Source organism: Rhizomicrobium palustre, from assembly GCF_011761565.1.
GTDB lineage: Bacteria > Pseudomonadota > Alphaproteobacteria > Micropepsales > Micropepsaceae > Rhizomicrobium > Rhizomicrobium palustre.
The window spans coordinates 4,071,058-4,090,313 of the sequence record NZ_JAASRM010000001.1 but is presented as its reverse complement, the minus strand read 5'-3'; the positions used below and the strand labels follow the sequence as shown (position 1 = coordinate 4,090,313).

The window sequence follows — 19,256 nt, the reverse complement described above, 5'->3', positions numbered from 1 at the left end:
GACGAACGAAAATGGACATTCCGCCGGGTCTTCCCCGAACCCAACGATTGTCGGGTGGCCTGACCATTGATCAGCGCAGCGAAAGCGAAGCGGTGATGGTGTTTTGGCTGATTGCCGGGGAAGAGGCCAGCTTCGCCTCCATTTTAGCGGACCATGTGGTCATCGGCTGCGGGCATCTGTGAAAACAGGGTGGCGGGGTCGCGTTTGAAATGGGCGCCGCACCTGTTTTGGCCGCGCCGGATGGGGCCAAGGCCGCCCCGATTGCGCTGTCTCCAGAAATCCAAGCTATCCTGATCGCTTGCGCTTGCGTCTGAAGGAACGTGGTTTGGCCATGAACGCCCTGGGGCCATTAACCGACGAGGTGTTCCCTGCATGTCTTCGAAATCGGTGCGCGGTCCTTCATCTCGGGCTGGACGGCGGACTATGCCGGTCGTCGCTACCCTTTCAGGCACCGGGTTAGCCCCTAAAAGCACAAAATGTCGCGGGAAAATCAACGGCATCTGTGACCGGATGGTCATTCGGCTTGCCTTTCGGCGCCCCCCCTTGATAGCTAGACCCTTGAAGGTGAAGGACCGCAACTGACATGTCCGTCGATAACGCCACTGTCCGCCGCATTGCCCGTCTGGCCCGCATGAAGCTCGAAGACGAGCGCGTGGAGCCCATGGCCGCCGAACTTAACGGCATTCTCGCCTGGGTGGAGCAATTGAAGGAAGTCGATGTCCAAGGTGTCGAGCCCATGACCAGCGTCGTGGAGCAACGGCTCAAGATGCGCGAGGACGTCGTCACCGAGCCGGATAACTCCGACGCGCTGATGGTCAATGCGCCGGGCGGTGAAGATCACTTCTTCGTTGTGCCGAAGGTCGTCGAATAGTGCCCGCGTTTCGCGATCCCATTTTTTACAGAATAAACCTCAAGAGGACGCCAATGAGCGATCTCACCGAACTGACCCTGGCAGAGGCCCGCGATGCGGTTGCCGCCAAGAAAATCTCCGCCCGGGAATTGACCGAAGCGTTTGTCAAAGCCGTGGAAGAGGCGCGCCCCCTCAACGCCTTCATCACCGAGACGCCGGATATCGCCCTGAAGATGGCCGATGAGTCCGATAAGCGTATTGCGTCGGGGACTGCCCGGCCGCTGGAAGGCATGCCGCTCGGCATCAAGGACCTTTATTGCACCAAGGGTACCAAGACGACCGCGGGCAGCCGCATCCTGGAAAATTACGTGCCGCAATATGAAAGCACCGTCTCGCAGAATTTGTGGGACAACGGTGCCGTGATGCTGGGTAAGCTGAACCTCGACGAATTCGCCATGGGTTCGTCGAATGAGACCAGTGCTTTCGGCAATTGCATCAGTCCCTGGCGGGCAGAGGGCTCCGATGCCCAGCTCGTGCCGGGCGGCTCCTCGGGCGGTTCGTCCTGCGCGGTTTCGGCGCGGCTGTGCTTAGGTGCTACCGCCACTGATACCGGCGGCTCGATCCGCACCCCAGCCGCGGTCACTGGTACGGTTGGCATCAAGCCGACTTATGGCCGTTGCTCGCGCTATGGCATCGTCGCCTTTGCATCCTCGCTCGATCAGGCGGGGCCGATTGCTCACACCGTGCGTGATGCCGCTATCCTGATGAAGGCGATGGCGAGCGTGGACCCCAAGGATTCGACCAGCGTCGATGTCCCCGTTCCCGATTATGAAGCCTCGCTCGAAGGCGGGGTGAAGGGGCTGCGGGTCGGCATTCCGAAGGAATATCGTCTCGAAGGCACCGATCCGGCCATCACCGCGATCTGGGATAAAGGTGTGGAGTGGCTGAAGGCGCAGGGGGCGGAGATCGTCGAGGTCTCGCTGCCGCACACTAAATATGCGCTCCCCACATATTATATCATCGCGCCTGCCGAGGCTTCCTCGAACCTAGCGCGCTATGACGGGGTGCGTTTCGGTCATCGCGCGGATGCGCCCAAGGATCTGATCGATCTTTACGAAAGAAGCCGCGCGGAAGGTTTTGGCGCGGAGGTGCGCCGCCGTATCCTGATCGGCACCTATGTGCTCTCGGCGGGGTATTACGACGCCTATTACCTGCGGGCGCAAAAGATCAGAAGCCTGATCGCCCGCGATTTCACCGAAGCCTATAAGAAATGTGATGTGATCCTGACCCCCGCGACGCCCGCACCGGCCTTCGGTATTGGCGAGAAGGTGGCTGATCCGGTCACGATGTATCTTTACGACGTCTTCACCGTCACGGTGAACCTTGCGGGGCTCCCGGCACTGGTTGTGCCCGCGGGGCTCAGCGAAAAGGGATTGCCGCTCGGTCTGCAGCTTATCGGCAAGGCTTTTGACGAAGCCACGCTCTTCCGCGCCGGCCGCGCGCTGGAAGTCGCCGCCGAATTCAACGCCAAGCCGGCCAAATGGTGGAGGGCCTGATGAACAACAAGCTGATCCAGGGTTCCACCGGCGCGTGGGAAGTCGTGATTGGTCTGGAAGTGCACTGCCAGGTGCTTTCCAAGGCGAAGCTGTTCTCGGGTGCGGCCACCGCGTTCGGAGCTGACCCCAACAGCCAGGTCTCCTTCGTCGATGCGGGCATGCCCGGCATGTTGCCGGTCATCAACAAGTTCTGCGTCGAGCAGGCGGTCCGCACCGGGCTTGGCCTCAAGGCGCAGATCAATCTCACCAGCATCTTCGACCGGAAGAATTATTTTTACGCTGATTTGCCGAACGGCTATCAGATCTCGCAGTACAAGCACCCCATCGTGGGCGAGGGCGAGGTTCTGGTCGATCTACCCGGCGGCGAAGTCGCGCGCGTGGGCATCGAACGTCTGCATTTGGAACAGGATGCGGGCAAATCCATTCACGATCAGCACCCCGACCACTCTTTTGTGGACCTCAACCGGGCTGGCATCGCGTTGATGGAGATCGTCACCCGCCCCGATATGCGTTCGGCGGAGGAGGCGTCTGCCTTCTTGAAGAAGCTGCGGGCGATTGTACGCTACCTCGGCACCTGCGACGGCAATATGGAGGAGGGCTCCATGCGCGCCGACGTCAATGTGTCGGTCAGAAAGCCGGGGACGCCGTTCAATACCCGCTGTGAAATCAAGAACATGAACTCGATGCGCTTCATCGTGCAGGCGATCGATTATGAAAGCCGCCGCCAGATCGATGTGCTGGAATCTGGCGGGGTGATCGAACAGCAGACCTTGCTCTTCGACACCAAGACGGGTGAGACGCGCGCAACGCGCTCCAAGGAAGACGCGCAGGATTATAGGTACTTCCCCGAGCCCGATCTTCTGCCGCTGGTGCTCGATCAGAGCTGGGTCAATGACATTGCCGCTTCCTTGCCGGAACTTCCCGACGCCAAGAAGGACCGCTACATGGCGCTGGGGCTTTCGACCTATGACGCGCTGGTGCTGGTCGCGGAAAAAGAGACGGCGGAATATTTTGAAGCCATGCTGAAGGCCGGCGTTGATGCAAAAGCGGCCGCTAACTGGTTGAACAATGAGTATTTTGGCCGATTGAACAAGGCCGGTCTCTCGATCACCGAAGGTCCTGTCTCCGCTTCTGCGAACGCAGAGATCATCAAGATGGTCGCCGAGAATGTCATCTCGGGAAAGATCGCCAAGGATGTTCTCGACATTGTCTGGTCCGAAGGCGGTGATCCGCGCGCGATCGTCGAGGCGAAGGGGCTCAAGCAGGTGACCGATACCTCCGCCATCGAGAAAGCGGTCGATGAAGTCATCGCGGCGAACCCTGAGAAGGTCGAACAGGTGAAGTTGAAACCTGCGCTCGCGGGTTGGTTCGTTGGTCAGGTGATGAAAGCGACCGGTGGCAAAGCCAATCCGGGCACCGTAAATGCACTGCTCAAGACCCGACTCGGACTGCCCGATTAAGGGTGATTCGTACAAGGCGAAGCCTCGGAGGGCGTCAAGAGGCTTTCCGAGGCTTTTTCGTCCGTTTACGGAAGAAGTGCATTTAATATCGGTAAATTCGGGCTTTTATGCATTTTTGCCTTGACGGCGTTTTGGGGCTCCGAGGGGTAGTATTGCATTCTTTACTTCAACCCACTCATATTGCTGGCGTTTTGGGGGGCGATATAGGTCGTCTCACCGGACAAAAACGTTAGAGGAGTCACTTCTCATGCCAAAAGTTGCCAAGAAGAAAGTTGCCAAGAAAGCCGTGAAGAAGGCCGTGAAGAAGGTCGCGAAGAAGAAAGTCGCCAAGAAGAAGGCGAAGTAAGTCTTCTGACCCGTCTTCACCGCTTCGGCGGTAGATCACGGTTGCTCCTTTCGGGAGAAACCGATGAGACAAGGCAAAGGCCGTGACGACCCCCGACACTCAGGTGTCTAAAGGTTGTCACGGCCCGCCCGTTTCTGGGCTATCCTTTTCCCCGGCTTTGGCGGCTCTGATCGCGGTGAGGGGAAGAGTAGATGCGAAAGACATTCGCAGTTCTTTGTTTTTCCATTATTTTTTTCGTCTCATCGGGCGCGGCCACGCCGCTTGACGAATATATCGCGGCCCGTGATCGCTACATCGTCGCCTTCGCGCCCCCAAAATACGTCGATAACAAGCGTCACGAAAAGGCGCTCACCGATGTCAAAGCGCGGCTGAAGACGCTGATCGGTCCCTTGTCTGCGCCCGGCTATTCCAAAGAGCCGGAGCTCAATCGCGATACGCTGGTCGGCAGCGATGTCGGCTTCGATCAATTGGATGGGCTGCGCTACGCCGGGAATGGGGGGCAGGTGGTGGTTTCGACCATGCCATTGCTCCGCGCTTGGCTGGCGAAACGGAAAGATAGACCCGCCGACCTCGATAAGCTGATCAGCACCGAGGATTTTTTCACCTTCACGGTCTCCAACGATGCCTCCGCGACGTTCTATGGCTCGGTCCCCGTCGCCGCGAAGGGCCGCAAGGTGGCGGTGAGGCTTGGCGACTACGCGCAGGAAACGCTTCTCGATCAGGGCCCGACCAAACTTCTCGCGGCGGTGATCGATGGCGAGCGGGTCTATATCGCCGAGGAGGGCGTCTCCTCGCATCTCGCGCCCATACCCGTCTGTCAGGCGCCGATGAAGAAAACCCTGGCCGAAGCCAACGCGGCCTACACCTCGTTCACCGCCTTCAACCAAAAAATCCGTGCGGCCTTCGATAAATATCTTCGCCTCTCGGCGGCGGCGGATAAGGGCTACCGCGTGTGCTTCGCGCGCGAAATTCGAAAGCAAAAGGCTTGGCCCGCCATCAAAAAACAGGCGCAGCACCTCGTCGACAGCTTGCGCTGAGACGCGCGCATAGCGGAAAATCCTAACACGTATAAACCATTAAGGCGGATTCACGTTAACCAAGCCTTAGTCGGTATCGCGGAACCATCGCCTCCAGCGTGTGGGCTTATCCACATATCTGAAGAGGACAGTTCTGGGGGACTGACGTGCTATGGCCTGTGTCGATGTCGACTCTTTGATGCAATACGAAACCGAAGCTCAGAAAGGGCGTCCCGATGCGCTCTACAATCTGGGTCTGGCTTACTCGACCGGCAACGGCGTAGGCGTGGATTTCGTCGCGGCGCATAAATGGTTCAATCTCGCCGCCCTGCGTGGGGTGGAAGAGGCCAAGAGCTGGCGTGCCCAAGTGGCGAGCGAAATGCTGCCGGCGCAAATCGCCGAAGCCCAGCGTTTGGCCCGCGAATGGCTCTCGCTGTTCCGTAATTAAGTCGAGCTTGTCAGTTCGAACTCGTCCGCTTTTTCTTTTTCTCGGCGGGGGCGGGCTGTTCGGTGACCGGGGGACGTAACACCTTCGCCTGCGGGGGCATGCTGGGGGTGTAGAGATCGGCCAGGATACGCAAAGGTGTGTCCTTGCCCGCGATCCGGTTTCGATAGACCTGTAAGTTTTCCACGATCCGCATCACGTAATTGCGGGTCTCGCCATAGGTGATGGATTCGATCCAGTCGACGGGATCGGTCGCGGCGCTTCTGGGATCACCGAACACCTGTACCCAGCGCTTGGCATTGCTCTCCCCGGCATTATAGGCGGCGGCCGAGAGGATCACCGAGTTGTTCCAATTGGCGAGATAGGCCGAGAACTCGGTCATGCCGAGCTGCATATTATAGGTCACATCGGTGGTCAGCGCGCCGGGGCGATAGGGCAGTCCCGCACGCTTGGCGTTCACCTTGGCTGACGCAAGCGTCAACTGCATGATGCCGCGGGCATTGGCGGCGCTGACGCTCTGCGGATCGAATTCGGTTTCCTGGCGGATGATGGCGTGCACCAGGGCGGGCTCCGGCGCGATGCCGTTGCCGCGATACTCGGGCACCGGAATGACTGGATAGGCGTAGGCCGCATAGGTGGGGCCTTCATAGCCCACTGCCTTGGCAACGCGCAGCGCCACATCGCGATAGCCCATATCGGTCAGCATCTGCATCAGCTTCTTGGCGTGGCTTGGGTGCAGTTCCTGATACCGCGCGGCGAAGGCACGAAGGTAATTCTGCGCCCCAAGATCGCCCAGCACACGCATCGCTTTGACGAGATCATCGCGCTCGAAGGCTGCCGTCGCGGGCGCTGCCTCGGCTTTCGGGCTCGGCAGGTGCAGCTTGGGGTCTTCTTCGATCCGCGTGAGCGCAAGCTGGCCGTAGAAGGTCTCAGGATTGGCGGCGGCGAGCTGATAGGCTGTGTAAGCCTTATCCGGCTTGTTCAGCTCCTCATAGGTGCGGCCCTGCCAGTAATAGGCCCGCGCCTTGGAGATGGGCCGCGAAACGCCATCGGCCAGCCGAAGAAAATGGGGCAGGGCGCTGGTCGCATCCTTCATGAAGCGCAGTGCGATCCAGCCCGAGAGGAATTCCGCGTCGGAAAATTCGCTGCCGGAGGAGAGCCCCGTCTCGCTGACGAGATGCAGCGCCACCTCGTTCTTGGCCTCCTTCATCATCTCGCGCGCGATGATATGGGTCTCGGCCCATAGCGGGCCGGGGCGCGTCTTGAACAGCTCGCGCAGTTGTGGACGCTGCAAAAGCTCGGCGGCGCGATCGAAATCCTGTGTCTTGCGGGCGGCACGCGCCTCATCGAACCAAAGCTGCGGATCGCTGGCGAGGTCGCTCGGAAGTTCCGCCACCGTGCGCTGTCCGCGCTTGGGATCGGCACGCAGGGCGATACGCGCATTGGCGATCTTCTGGCTGGCATCGTCCACCCGCGCCATTTCCCGCCGGGCCGCGCTGATGGAATCCGACCAGACGAGATTATCGAGCCGCTTCTTATCAATGTCGGGGGTCAGATACGCGCCGTCCTTCTGAACGATGGCGAGTTCCACATCGGGATCGAACACGCCCGCCACCCAGCCGTCGCGGATCAGGCGCTGGCCCGCCGTGGTTTTGCCGGTCGCCACCAAGGCTTCGCCCAGGCGGATCATGCCGATGGCGCTGATGGGATTACGATTGCCGAACCAGGCGATGATCTTTTCCGGCGGCGTCGCCGGATCGAGCTGCTCTTCAGCCCGTACAAAAAGAATATTGCGCCTAGGCCAATCGCTATTGGCACTCAGGAAGGCATCGATATCGGCGAAAGGCGCTTTGGCGTTCTTATCCTGCAGATAGCGCCATTGGATGATCTGCTTCGCCGTCGCGTTGTGACCCTGGCGGGCGAGGCCCAGCGCTGTCGGCCAATCGCCCCGGTCAGCGGCATCGAAAGCGCGCGTAAAAAGGTCGTGATCGGCGGGGGAGAGGACTTTTACCGCCGCGTCGCGCCGTTCCGACTCCGCTGCGGCGGCAGGTTGTACAGAATCGCTCTCTGCCACCGGCTGCATGGTGATGACATCACCTTTGCGGATAACGCCTTGCGGCAGCGGTTGCGCCTCGGCCACGGCCACAGCCCCCACAGAAACAAGGGCCAATAGGGGCAGGGCACGGGAAAGCATGGGTCTTGTCCGGGGGATGCGGCTCAACCTTAACGGCCGCGCAGGACACACTACAAACCTAATGTGTTCCCTGTTGCATAATTAAGGGTTGGGCGAATGGCCTGCGCGGCGGTAAGCACCTTGCTTGACAGTTCTTTGGCGCTATTTTGACGCCCGCATAACGAGGTGGCCCATGCCGTTTTCGCCTAAGGATTTGAGAGGCTCCATTCCCGCCCTGATCACGCCCATGAAGGACGGCAAGGTGGATGAGGAGGCGTTCCGCCGCCTGGTGCGCTGGCAGATTGCCGAGGGCTCCAACGGTCTTGTGCCCTGTGGCACCACCGGCGAGTCGCCGACCCTCAGCCATGACGAGCATATGCGGGTGATCGATATCTGCATCGAGGAAGCGGCGGGCAAGGTCCCGGTGATCGCGGGCGCGGGCTCCAATTCCACCGCCGAAGCCATTTCGCTCACCCGTCACGCAAAAGAGCAGGGTGCCGATGCGGTGTTGTCGGTGACCGGCTATTACAACAAGCCGTCGCAGGAAGGCATCTACCGCCACTTCGCCGCCGTCGCGGGTGCGGTCGATATTCCGATCATTCTTTATAACATCCCGGCGCGCGCCATCGTGGACATCTCGGTCGAGACCATGGCGCGGTTGTCGAAGCTGCCGAACATCGTCGGCACCAAAGATGCCACCGCCAATCTCGCCCGCGTGCTGCGCGAACGCATCTCCTGCGGTCCCGATTGGGTGCAGCTCTCCGGCGAAGACGGCACGGCGCTCGCTTATATGATCCAGGGCGCCCAGGGCGTGATCTCTGTGACGGCCAATGTCGCCCCGAAGCTCTGCTCGGAGTTCCACGAAGCCTGCCGTCAGGGTAATTGGACCAAGGCGCTGGAAATCCAGACCAAGCTGATGCCGCTGCATGAGGCGATGTTCTGCGAGCCGAGCCCCGCGCCGGTGAAATACGCTGCTTCCTTGCTCGGTCTCTGCAGCGACGAGGTCCGCCTACCCATGATGGCCGCCACCGACACCGCCCGCGCTAAAGTCCGCGCCGCGATGGAAGAGGTGGGTTTGATCGGGTAGGGCAGCACTACTGTCATCCCGGACGCGCCCAGCGAGGTCGTTTCGTACGCACTTGGGCGCGATCCGGGACCCACGTCTCCGCTTAAGAGATGACCGGGTGGGTCCCGGGTCTCTCAGCGCCGCTTACGCGTCACTGCTCGCCCGGGATGACATGTTTCATATGCTCCCTATATAATAGCGGTTTGATCAGGAGCCCCTCGTGGCCAAGAAGAAGAAAGACGACGACCGCAAGATCGTCGCGGAAAATCGCAAGGCCCATTTTTCCTACGCCATCTCGTCTGCGTTCGAGGCGGGGATTCAGCTGATGGGCTCGGAAGTGAAGTCGTTGCGCACCGGCCGCGCCACGATTGCGGAATCCTATGCCCAGGCCAAAGATGGCGAGATCTGGCTGATCAACGCCAATTTTCCCGAATACAGCCACGCCAACCGTTTCGGCCATGAGCCCAAGCGCGTCCGTAAATTGCTGGTGCATAAGGCGGAAGCCAAGAAGCTCTCCATCGCCGTGCAGCGCGAAGGCCTGACCCTCATTCCGCTGAAGCTCTATTTCAATTTGAAGGGCATCGCGAAAATCGAACTCGGCATCGCAAAGGGCAAGAAGCTGCACGATAAGCGCGAAACCGAAAAGCAGCGCGATTGGGCCCGCGATAAGGCGCGTCTGATGCGGGACAAGGGATAAGGTTTATTTTTACCCTCCCCTTGAGGGAGGGTCGAAATTTTTGTGAGCGGAGCGAGCGAAATTTCGGGGAGGGGTATGTCGTAGCCTCCGAGAACCTGTCCCAAATGCGCCAAACGGCAGACGCGGCCACTTTTATTGCCAGTCAGATCGAATAGGTCTCGACTAACCCCTCCCCGAAAAACGCGAGCGTTTTTCGACCCTCCCTCAGGGGGAGGGTTGATGGAGTGGAGCTTCTCTACGCCCTCGCCATTTGTGCTTCGCCGCTTTAGAATGCTTCCATGTCTGACGGCGAACCATCTGATTTCCTTAAAGGAATCAAAGACAAGCTCATTCGCTCCAAGGAGCAATGGGCCTCCGATAAGCGGTTGATCACGGGGCGGCCTGATCTTGGGCATGTCAACCGTCTGCCGCCCGGCCAGCGTGAGGTGAAGAACTGGCCGGTGCTGGATTTGGGCGCTCAGCCCGATGTCGCCCCGGATCGCTGGCGTCTGCGCATCGGCGGGGCGGTGGAAAATCCCGCCGTCTTCACGCTGCCCGAATTCATGGCGCTGCCGCAGGAGGATTTCGTCTCCGACATCCACTGCGTCACGCAATGGAGCCGCTATGACAATCACTGGCGTGGTGTTTCAGCTAAAACCCTGCTCGATATCGTCAAGCCGAAAGCCGACGCGCGGCATGTGCTCTTCACCGCCTATGACGGCTACACCACCAATGTGAAGCTCGATGTCTTCGCCGAAGGCAACGTGCTCCTCGCCCACAGTTGGGAGGGGGCGCCGATATCCCGCGAGCATGGCGGTCCGGTGCGGGTGATCATTCCGGATTGGTATCTCTGGAAAAGCGCCAAATGGGTGACCCGGATCGAGTTTTCCGCCATTGATCAGCCCGGCTTCTGGGAAGTGCGCGGTTATCACAATGAAGGCGATCCCTGGAAGGAAGAGCGCTACAGCGGCTGAACCCGCGGCGCTTCGCCTCTTGAAAACATATTAGAAAACTCTAATATACACTCCGTTCCAACGGAGTATTATGCATGTTCAAGGATTGGCCCCACATCGCAGCTGAGATGACCGGTCTCACCAAGGAATTGCGCGGCGGTATTCCCGATGTGATGAAGGCCTTCGGCGCCATGGCCGGGGCAGCGATCACGCCCAAGGCGCTGGATTCCAAGACCAAGGAACTGATTGCGCTCGGCATTGCGGTCGCCACGCGCTGCGATCCCTGCATCGCCTTTCATGCCGAATCCGCGCGTAAATATGGCGCCAGCCGTGAAGAGGTGATGGAGACGGTCGCAACCGCGATCTATATGGGGGCTGGTCCTTCGGTGATGTACGCCGCGCAAGCCGTGGAAGCCTATGACCAGTGGACGGAAAAAGCCGCACCGCAAAAGGCTGAATAGCAGTCAGCCCTATCCATCTCGTCATGGCCGGGCTTGACCCGGCCATCCATTTTTAAGCGCCCTTATCCCAGCGCCGCCTTCTTCGCGAGTTTGATCACGCTTTCGAACATCGCTTCTGTCAACACGCCCGTATTCGTGTTGTAGCGCGAGCAGTGATAGCTCGACACCAGCGTGACATCGTCGACCTTATAAGCCGCGCCGTGCTTGAAGGGATATTGCGATTTCTTCAGCCCCAGCGTGTCGCAAACGCTGTCATGTGAGACTTTGCCGAGCGTCAAAATCGCCCTCAGATTCTGCATCGCTTCGATCTGCGCGATCAAAAAACGCCTGCAGGTCTTGGTTTCGTACGGCAGCGGCTTGTTCTCAGGCGGCACGCAGCGCACCGCATTGGTGATGGTGCAGCCGGTCAGCTTCATGCCGTCATCGGGACGCTGCTCATAGCGGCCTGTGGCGAGGCCATGCTTCAGCAGCATTTTATACAAAAGGTCGCCCGCGTAATCGCCAGTGAATGGGCGACCAGTGCGATTGGCGCCTTTAAGGCCAGGCGCAAGGCCAACGATCAGCAGCCGCGCATCGGATTTGCCGAAGCTCGGCACCGGGCCATTATAGAAATCAGGATAGTTTTCTGCGTTCTCATCGCGAAAGGCGGCGAGGCGAGGGCAGAGGCGGCAGTCACGCGGCGGTTCCAAGGTCATAACAAATGTTATAGGCCAAGGCGCTGAGCCTTCCAGCGAAATTTCTCCTTCTGGAGGTGAAGAAATTTTTCCGCCGCGCGCAAAAGAAAATCAAATTTGGCGCGAATTACGGCGCCACTTGCTCATTCATGGAATGGGCGCTGCGCATGCCGCCTTCACGCATGATCAAGGCCTTGAGTTCATCGAGTTCGATGAAATTATCGGCTTGACGTCGTAATTCGTCGGAGACCATCGGAGGCTGGGTGCGGATTGTGGAAACCACGCTGACGCGGCGTCCCTTGCGCTGGGCAGCTTCCACCAGGCGGCGGAAATCGCCATCGCCCGAGAAGATCACGATGTGATCCACCTGATCGCTCATCTCCATCACATCGATGGCAAGTTCGATATCCATGTTGCCCTTCACGCGGCGGCGGCCTTGCGCGTCCGTGAATTCCTTGAGCGGTTTGGTCACGACCGAGAAGCCGTTGTAGTCGAGCCAATCCACTAGCGGACGCAGAGGCGAGAATTCCTGATCCTCAGCGACGGCGGTGTAATAGAAGGCGCGCACCAATATTCCCTTGCGGGCGAAGAGTTCCAGAAGCCGCTTGTAATCGATATCGAATTGCAGCCCTTTCGCGGCGCCATACAAATTGGCACCGTCAATGAAGAGCGCTAGTTTCTCTTGCGGATAGAACAGCATAATAACCTCCGTAAAAATAAACGACCGAGCGGGCAAATCCCCCGTGGCCCGGCTTCAAGTTCTAAACCAACCGCGGTGCGGCGCAAGGCAGGATAGGTATGATATTGATTGCACTCGGCGCGAACCTCGACTCTTCGGTGGGTGAGCCGCATGTCACGCTGAAAGCTGCGCTGAAGGAACTCGCTGCCCAAAGTGTTCGCGTGCTGAAGGTTTCAGCATTATACCGCACACCCGCTTGGCCGGATCCCGCTGATCCACCTTACGTCAATGCCGTGGCAGAGATCGCAACAGAGCGTGATCCAGCATCGTTGCTCACGCTGCTGCATGCTGTGGAAGAGAGGTTTGGAAGGGTGCGTGCGCATGTGAATGGCCCACGCACACTTGATCTCGATCTACTTGCTTATGATGAGCGCATCGAGACGGACTGGCCTGTGCTGCCGCATCCGCGTCTGAGCGAGCGCGCTTTTGTGCTGGTGCCGCTCAGCGATATCGCGCCGGATTGGCGTCATCCCGTTTCACGGGTGCCTCTGTCGCAATTACTGTCGGCACTGCCTTCGAAAGAGCGTGACGCGGTTCAGCGCCTCTCCTGATGGGGAAGGGCGCTGACACCTCGTGTTCCTCGGCTTAGCCTTCAGCTAATGCTCCTTCGGCTTGGCTGGATTGGTCGCGCGCAATCCCGGTGTGCCGCCCTGTTCCAACGCGCGCTGCCAGGAGAGGAATTCCTCTAGCGACAGAGCATAGCGGCTGCAGGCATCGGCAAGGGTGATGACACCGCATTGCACCGCCTCCACCACAGTGGCTTTGCGGCTGGATACCCAGCGCACGGTATCGCGAGGCGGAAGATCGGCCATGGTGATGTGACCGATAGTGAACTCTTTGGCTTTTCCCCCCCGGTACCGGCCTTGTTGGGACATACGCATGTCTCCTTCTGTACGCAAACGCGCGTGACTCGAACGCGTTCAAGGCTGCGCTCCACCCCTTAATGAGAAGTAAACGCGTACCTCGGAGCCGGGGACAAATTATAGACAATTCAATACTTTAGGGAATGTTCAGGAATCGGGTTCGGTGACATATGATTCACCTTTGGAGGACGTGATGCGGTGTTTGGCGCTGTTGTTTTTGGCATCTATTGTGGCCGGCTGCGCTGGCGTGTCTGAGTCTCAATGTCCGCTTGGTGAACGCGCCATGGTAAAGGCTGATATTTTTTTTGGACGCGGTATGCGCGATGGCGGCGAGGTCTCAGAGAGGGAATGGCAGAACTTTGCCGATGCCGAGATCACGCCGCGTTTTCCGGATGGCTTCACCTTGCTCGAGGCAAACGGGCAGTGGCGTGGAGCTGAGGGCATCGTGCGTGAGAAATCCAAGCACCTGATTGTAGTGCTTCCGACGGCGGCATCGGAAAAGCTCGAGGCCGTACGTGCCGCCTACAAGCGGCGCTTTCATCAGGAAGCGGTATTACAATTTGAGACACGCGGCTGCGCTTCCTTCTGATGCGAATTGCTCTAAGCTTCTCTGCGTTCAAGTGGGGTGGCTATGGCGAGCGGGTACGTTTCTTATGTCGGGCCAGGGGTTTTCCTGGGGCTTTTAGCCTTGCGCATGGTGCGCAACATGCGCGGGCGGCCGCTCAAGCCTAACAAGCTGTGGATTCGCCCCGTTTTCCTTGTGGTCATTCTGGCGCTGGCGATGCTGCATCCGCCCGCGCTCACCAGCCTCAACCTGGCAATCTTCGCCGCCTGTGCGGTGGTTGGGGCAGGGCTTGGTTATGTCCTCGCCAGCCATCAGACGCTCTCGATCGATACAGCGACCGGCACCATCACCTCTAAAACCTCCGTGGTCGGGATGGCGCTGTTTCTGGGCCTTTTGGCCTTGCGCTACGCGGCACGGCAGACCTTCGGCGGCGACCCCATGGGGCCGCACTCCGACTCAGTCCTGCTTTATACCGACGCCGGGCTCATTTTCGTGGTGGCGATGGTGGCTGCCCAGGCTTGGGAGACGTGGCGCCGGGCAATGGCACTTTTACAGGGTCAGGGCGGGAATTCTGTCCCCGCTCAGGCCGGGAATCAGGCAGAATAAGGGCGAAAATCATGGGCTTGCCCCGGCTGGCCGTTTCCTATAGGTTCCCCGGCCTCCCGAAAACGTTAGGGTATAGCGAATGGCTCGCGTCACTGTTGAAGACTGCGTAGACAAGATTCCGAACCGCTTTGATCTGGTTCTGTCGGCTGCTTTCCGCGCCCGTCAGCTCTCCGGCGGAGCGGACACCATGGTTGATCGCGATCGGGACAAAAACCCCGTCGTGGCTTTGCGCGAAATCGCTGCCGAGGTGCTCAAGCCGGAAGATCTGCGCGAAGATCACATCAAATCGCTGCAGAAGCATGCCGAAGTCGATGAGCCGGAGGAAGCCCGTCCCGATACCGACGATGCGCGCGAAGATCCCGCGTTCCGTCAGGTGACGGAAGAAGAGCTCCTGCGCGCCCTGACCAGCGAAGCGCAGCGCCGCGCCGAGCCCCAGCCGGAGCCGGTCGAGGACTACGACGAGTAAGTCTCGCCGATACAGAGATACGCGAAGGCCGGGGGGCGACTCCGGCCTTTTGCATTTTTGGCCATATCGCGGTTCGGATAATCCGCGATTTGCGCGGGCGCCTGCTGTTTCACGGCATCGCGGAGGCTTTTTTTAAGCCTCTGAGGCAACATCAATTCCGCAAAGCAATATCTTGTGCCTATATAATATGGGTATGACCGCTTCGCCCCAATCGGAAGACAAGAATAACGTCGTCTCGCTCAATCCGCCGCGTCCGCGCGGGCGGCGCAAATTGATGCGGCAGACCGATCTTGTCGATAAGGTCAAAGCCTACGATCCCGAGGCCAGTGAGGCGCTGCTGAATAAGGCGTATGTTTACGCCATGAAGGCGCACGGCAAGCAATTCCGTGCCTCCGGCGATCCCTATTTCGCCCACCCTCTGGAAGTGGCCGCGATTCTCACCGAGCTGAAGCTGGACGAAGCGTCTATCGCCACGGCGCTGCTGCACGACACTATCGAGGATACCGTCGCCACCTACGAGGACATCCAGGAGAATTTCGGCAAGGAGATCGCCGATCTTGTGGACGGTGTCACCAAGCTGACCGGCCTCGAGGTCTTTTCCGAGCGCACCAAACAGGCCGAGAATTTCAGGAAGCTGATGCTGGCCATGTCGGCCGATATCCGCGTGCTCCTGGTCAAGCTCGCCGACCGCCTGCACAACATGCGCACCCTGCATTTCATCCAGAAGCCGGAAAAGCGCCGCCGCATCGCGCAGGAGACCTTCGACGTCTACGCCCCTCTGGCGGGCCGCATCGGCATGCAGCATATGCGCGAGGAGCTGGAGGATCTGTCCTTCCAGGAGCTTTATCCCGAAGCGCGCAAATCCATCGTCACGCGGCTGGAGCGGCTTGATACCTCGCGCGGCAAGCTGGTCGACCGCGTGTCCGACCACATCAAGCGCAAGCTCGCTGAGCACAACATCGATTGCTGGGTCTATGGCCGCTCCAAGCGTCCATTTTCGATCTGGCGCAAGCTGCAAGAGAAGAAGATCAATTTCGAGCAGCTCTCGGACATCTTCGCCTTCCGCGTGATCGTGCGCAACGAGGCCGATTGCTATCGCTCGCTTGGCGTTCTGCACATGGCCTGGCAAGCGGTCCCGGCCCGCTTTAAGGATTTCATCTCCACACCTAAGCCCAACGGCTACAAATCCCTGCACACGACCCTTATCGGGCCGGAGCGTCAGCGCGTGGAAATCCAAATCCGCACCAAGGAAATGCACGAGGTCGCCGAGCGCGGCATCGCCGCCCATTGGCGCTATCGCGATGTCCATTCCGATCCGGGCGAGTTCGGCGAAAACCGCGGCTATGAATGGCTGCGCGAAATGGTCGATCTTCTCGAAAATGGTTCGACAGCGGAAGAATTTCTCGAGCAGTCCAAGCTCAATCTGTTCCAGGATCAGGTTTTCTGTTTCACCCCCAAAGGCGATCTCATTCCTTTGCCGCGCGGGGCGACGCCGATCGACTTTGCCTATCAGGTCCATACCGATCTGGGTCACCGCACCCTCGGGGCCAAGGTGAATGGGGCTCCGGCGCCGCTCTATGTCCCCTTACGCAATGGCGATCAGGTCGAGATCATCGCGGGCAAGGACGAAACCCCGTCACCGCTCTGGGAGCAATTCGTCATCACCGGCCGGGCGCGCAACGAAATCCGCAAATTCCTGCGCCAGCAGCAGCGCGGCGAGCACATTAAGTTCGGCCGCAAGATTCTGGAGAAGGTTTTCGCCGACGAGAATCTGCCGCTGACCGATAAGGCGGTGGAGGGCGTCGCCAAGAAGCTCGGCGTCTCCAAAGTCGATGATGTCATGGCGCAGATCGGCCATGGCGGGTTGCGCGCGCGTGACGTCTTGGAAGCGGTTTACCCCGAACTGAAGCAGGACCCCGAACGGCGCAAGCGCGCGCTTTTGGAGCAGCCGGTGGAAGGTAAGCGTATCTCTATTCGCGGTCTCACCGAAGGCGTCGCCTATAAACTCGGCCAATGCTGCCATCCGCTGCCCGGCGATCGTATCGTCGGTTTGATGGCGCCGGGCGAGGGCGCGGTGATCCACACCATAGACTGTGCCGAGCTTGAGCGCGCCCAGAACGACAAATCCATCGAATGGCTGGACGTTGCCTGGGGCACGCACGCCGCCGAGATGGGGCCTTCCGTCGCCCGTTTGAAAGTGCGGGTGCGCAACGCCAATGGTTCGCTGGGGGCGGCGATGACCGCCATCGGCAATGCCGGCGGCAATATCTTCAACATGAAGACCATCGCCCGAAACGAGCTCTTTTTCGATTTCCAGGTGGATGTGGTGGTGCGCGACGTCGTGCATCTGCAGAACATCCAGGGCGCCTTGCGCGTCACCGATGTGGTTGAATCTGTCGATCGCGTGCGCGAACCCGAAGAGCCGCAACAACCAAGCGCGAGCCTGTAATTTCATCTTCCCCTTGAATTTTGCCTCCCCCTTGCGGGGGATGTCGAAATTTGCGGGAGCAAATTTCGGGTGGGGGTACTCATGACTCCTGCTCGCCGGTATAGTCCCCCACCCGAAGCGCGTTGCGCTTCGACCTCCCCGCAAGGGGGAGGTTAAAGGGAGTTTCAAATGAACAAACTTCGTCTTGGTGTGAACATCGATCATGTGGCGACCGTGCGTCAGGCGCGCGGCGGCTCGCATCCGAGCCCTCTTCGGGCGGCGATGATGGCGGCAGCGGCGGGCGCGGATGGTATTACGGCGCACCTTCGCGAAGATCGCCGCCATATCTCCGATCACGACATCGAGGCTTTGCGTCTTGAGCTGCGTATTCCGCTCAACCTCGAAATGGCCGCGACCGAGGAGATGAAAAGGATCGCGCTCGAGCATCTGCCGCATGCCTGCTGCATCGTGCCGGAGAACCGTCAGGAGCGCACCACCGAGGGCGGCATCGATGCCGTCGGCCAGTTCGACCGCTTGAAGCCTATCGTGACCGAGCTGGTCGAGGCGGGCATCCGCGTCTCCATGTTCATCGAGCCCGATAAGGCCCAGCTTGAAGCTTCGCGCAAGCTTGGCGCGCCGGTGGTGGAGCTGCATACCGGCGCCTATAGCGAAGCCAAGGGTGCTGAGCAGCAGCGCCTTCTGAAGAAATGCGAGGAAGCCGCCGCTTTTGGCGCTTCGCTCGGCCTCGAAATTCACGCGGGTCACGGGCTTTCCTACGAAAACGTTCAGCCCATCGCCGCCATCCCGCAAATCAAGGAACTCAACATCGGCCATTACCTGATCGGCGAAGCGATCTTCGTCGGCCTCGAAGGCTCCATCCGCCGCATGCGCCAATTGATGGACGAGGCACGGGGGAAATAGAGGGGGAAAAATAGAGCCCCCTGTCATCCCGGACGCGCCACGATGATCTCAGCATCTGGCAGAATGGCGCGATCCGGGACCCACTTTTCCGCCAGCGCGGATTTCGAAGTGGGTCCCGGCTCTGCGCGCTGCCCCGTCATCACGGCACATTTCAGCCACCTGAGAGCAGCGCTTGGCCGGGATGACAACTTTGGTATGATAGGGGGCATGCGCGACCACTGTTATTACGTCTACATGCTCGCGAGTGCCCCTCAAGGCACGCTATATGTCGGCGTGACCAACGACCTTGAGCGTAGGATTCACGAGCATCGCGAAGGGGCGGTGCCGGGCTTCACGAAAAAACATGCCGTTCATCGCTTGGTGTGGTTTGAAGAATACGGCGATATTGTCGAAGCCATCGGGAAAAACGTTTGAAACGGTGGCGGCGGGATTGGAAGCGAAGCTTGATCGAGCGCGATAATCCGCATTGGGCCGATCTCTATCCTGCGCTTTTCGGCGAGGCTGCCCGTCTGATGCCGCAAATCCTGCCTACTGACACGCAAGGAAACCCACCTCCATGATCCTCGGTATTGGCAACGACCTCATCGACATCCGCCGGGTGGAAGAGTCCATCGCCAAATATGGCGAGCGGTTTCTCAATCGCATCTTCACCGATGTCGAACGCGCCAAATCCGACCGCCGCGCCAATCGGCCCCCGAGCTATGCCAAGCGTTTTGCCGCCAAGGAGGCGACGGCCAAGGCGCTCGGCACCGGCATCAACCGGGGCGTCTATTGGCGCGATATGGGGGTTGTGAATCTTCCTGGCGGCAAGCCGACCATGCAGCTTACCGGCGGCGCCTTGAAACGGTTGGAAGAAATCACCCCACCGGGCATGGTGGCGCAAATCGATCTTACCATCACTGACGATTTCCCGCTCGCCCAGGCCATCGTGATCATCTCGGCCAACCCGGCCTAACTGAACCAAGCTTGACCTTGGCGCTGGCATCCGGTTC

The 19,256-nt window shown here is 59.6% G+C and carries 21 protein-coding genes and 1 pseudogene; 18 read left to right on the top strand and 4 right to left on the bottom strand.

Going from position 1 to position 19,256, the window contains the following annotated elements; all coding sequences use genetic code 11:
* The first annotated feature begins 11 nt into the window (after positions 1–11).
* The 6 genes from FHS83_RS18405 (at position 12) to FHS83_RS18380 (ending at position 5,676) form a co-directional block, all read left to right on the top strand.
* Positions 12–182 carry a hypothetical protein gene (locus tag FHS83_RS18405; protein WP_167084833.1) on the top strand — a complete coding sequence of 57 codons (171 nt, stop codon included), beginning with the start codon at positions 12–14 and terminating at the stop codon, positions 180–182.
* A gap of 401 nt (positions 183–583) precedes the next feature.
* Complete coding sequence (gatC, locus tag FHS83_RS18400) at positions 584–871, top strand: Asp-tRNA(Asn)/Glu-tRNA(Gln) amidotransferase subunit GatC (protein ID WP_167084831.1); 288 nt, start codon at positions 584–586, stop codon at positions 869–871.
* A gap of 53 nt (positions 872–924) precedes the next feature.
* A complete protein-coding gene (gatA, locus tag FHS83_RS18395) occupies positions 925–2,406 on the top strand; it encodes an Asp-tRNA(Asn)/Glu-tRNA(Gln) amidotransferase subunit GatA (protein WP_167084829.1) in 1,482 nt (493 codons plus the stop codon).
* Positions 2,391–3,866, top strand: coding sequence for an Asp-tRNA(Asn)/Glu-tRNA(Gln) amidotransferase subunit GatB (gene gatB, locus FHS83_RS18390; RefSeq protein ID WP_167084827.1), 1,476 nt, complete (start codon positions 2,391–2,393; stop codon positions 3,864–3,866). Before gatA ends, gatB begins: the two co-directional genes overlap by 16 nt.
* Before the next feature lie 537 nt (positions 3,867–4,403).
* Complete coding sequence (locus FHS83_RS18385) at positions 4,404–5,249, top strand: hypothetical protein (protein WP_167084825.1); 846 nt, start codon at positions 4,404–4,406, stop codon at positions 5,247–5,249.
* Positions 5,250–5,400: 151 nt separating this feature from the next.
* The gene (locus FHS83_RS18380) at positions 5,401–5,676 is read left to right on the top strand and encodes an SEL1-like repeat protein (protein ID WP_167084824.1); all 276 of its coding nucleotides are present in this window, start codon (positions 5,401–5,403) and stop codon (positions 5,674–5,676) included.
* 10 nt (positions 5,677–5,686) lie between these two features.
* On the opposite strand, the gene FHS83_RS18375 is transcribed toward FHS83_RS18380, so the two are convergent.
* On the bottom strand, positions 5,687–7,867 hold the full coding sequence (locus tag FHS83_RS18375; RefSeq protein WP_167084822.1) for a lytic transglycosylase domain-containing protein: 2,181 nt from the start codon (positions 7,865–7,867) through the stop codon (positions 5,687–5,689).
* A gap of 172 nt (positions 7,868–8,039) precedes the next feature.
* Between FHS83_RS18375 and dapA the strand changes: the two genes are divergently transcribed.
* The 4 genes from dapA to FHS83_RS18355 all read left to right on the top strand — a co-directional run bounded on the left by dapA (position 8,040) and on the right by FHS83_RS18355 (position 11,002).
* Positions 8,040–8,933, top strand: a complete 894-nt coding sequence (gene dapA / locus FHS83_RS18370; protein ID WP_167084820.1) for a 4-hydroxy-tetrahydrodipicolinate synthase — start codon at positions 8,040–8,042, stop codon at positions 8,931–8,933.
* Between the two features lie 199 nt (positions 8,934–9,132).
* A complete protein-coding gene (gene smpB, locus FHS83_RS18365; RefSeq protein ID WP_167084818.1) occupies positions 9,133–9,609 on the top strand; it encodes an SsrA-binding protein SmpB in 477 nt (158 codons plus the stop codon).
* Between the two features lie 278 nt (positions 9,610–9,887).
* Positions 9,888–10,562: a sulfite oxidase-like oxidoreductase gene (locus FHS83_RS18360; RefSeq protein ID WP_167084809.1), complete on the top strand. Its 675-nt coding sequence runs from the start codon at positions 9,888–9,890 to the stop codon at positions 10,560–10,562.
* A 74-nt stretch (positions 10,563–10,636) separates the two neighbouring features.
* Complete coding sequence (locus tag FHS83_RS18355; protein ID WP_167084807.1) at positions 10,637–11,002, top strand: carboxymuconolactone decarboxylase family protein; 366 nt, start codon at positions 10,637–10,639, stop codon at positions 11,000–11,002.
* A 62-nt stretch (positions 11,003–11,064) separates the two neighbouring features.
* Here the strand turns inward: FHS83_RS18355 and FHS83_RS18350 are convergent, their stop codons facing one another.
* Both FHS83_RS18350 and FHS83_RS18345 read right to left on the bottom strand, forming a co-directional pair.
* Complete coding sequence (locus FHS83_RS18350) at positions 11,065–11,697, bottom strand: uracil-DNA glycosylase (protein ID WP_167084805.1); 633 nt, start codon at positions 11,695–11,697, stop codon at positions 11,065–11,067.
* A 106-nt stretch (positions 11,698–11,803) separates the two neighbouring features.
* On the bottom strand, positions 11,804–12,376 hold the full coding sequence (locus tag FHS83_RS18345) for a LabA-like NYN domain-containing protein (protein ID WP_167084803.1): 573 nt from the start codon (positions 12,374–12,376) through the stop codon (positions 11,804–11,806).
* Between the two features lie 98 nt (positions 12,377–12,474).
* Between FHS83_RS18345 and folK the strand changes: the two genes are divergently transcribed.
* Positions 12,475–12,966, top strand: coding sequence for a 2-amino-4-hydroxy-6-hydroxymethyldihydropteridine diphosphokinase (gene folK, locus FHS83_RS18340; RefSeq protein ID WP_167084801.1), 492 nt, complete (start codon positions 12,475–12,477; stop codon positions 12,964–12,966).
* A 45-nt stretch (positions 12,967–13,011) separates the two neighbouring features.
* Here the strand turns inward: folK and sciP are convergent, their stop codons facing one another.
* Complete coding sequence (gene sciP, locus FHS83_RS18335; RefSeq protein WP_167084799.1) at positions 13,012–13,290, bottom strand: CtrA inhibitor SciP; 279 nt, start codon at positions 13,288–13,290, stop codon at positions 13,012–13,014.
* 190 nt (positions 13,291–13,480) lie between these two features.
* Between sciP and FHS83_RS18330 the strand changes: the two genes are divergently transcribed.
* The 7 genes and pseudogenes from FHS83_RS18330 (at position 13,481) to acpS (ending at position 19,219) form a co-directional block, all read left to right on the top strand.
* Entirely contained in the window at positions 13,481–13,867 is a 387-nt protein-coding gene (locus FHS83_RS18330; protein WP_167084797.1) for a DUF3574 domain-containing protein, read from the top strand.
* A gap of 42 nt (positions 13,868–13,909) precedes the next feature.
* Positions 13,910–14,449, top strand: a complete 540-nt coding sequence (locus FHS83_RS18325; protein ID WP_167084795.1) for a CcdC protein domain-containing protein — start codon at positions 13,910–13,912, stop codon at positions 14,447–14,449.
* A 79-nt stretch (positions 14,450–14,528) separates the two neighbouring features.
* Positions 14,529–14,915 (top strand): DNA-directed RNA polymerase subunit omega, encoded by a 387-nt coding sequence (rpoZ, locus tag FHS83_RS19855; RefSeq protein WP_167084793.1) that lies wholly within the window; start codon positions 14,529–14,531, stop codon positions 14,913–14,915.
* 193 nt (positions 14,916–15,108) lie between these two features.
* Entirely contained in the window at positions 15,109–17,364 is a 2,256-nt protein-coding gene (locus FHS83_RS18315) for a RelA/SpoT family protein (protein WP_167084791.1), read from the top strand.
* A 168-nt stretch (positions 17,365–17,532) separates the two neighbouring features.
* Positions 17,533–18,264, top strand: a complete 732-nt coding sequence (locus FHS83_RS18310; RefSeq protein ID WP_167084789.1) for a pyridoxine 5'-phosphate synthase — start codon at positions 17,533–17,535, stop codon at positions 18,262–18,264.
* Positions 18,265–18,471: 207 nt separating this feature from the next.
* A pseudogene (locus tag FHS83_RS19940) lies at positions 18,472–18,824 on the top strand (GIY-YIG nuclease family protein).
* Entirely contained in the window at positions 18,821–19,219 is a 399-nt protein-coding gene (gene acpS, locus FHS83_RS18300; RefSeq protein ID WP_167084787.1) for a holo-ACP synthase, read from the top strand. Before FHS83_RS19940 ends, acpS begins: the two are co-directional and overlap by 4 nt.
* The last annotated feature ends 37 nt before the right edge of the window (positions 19,220–19,256 follow it).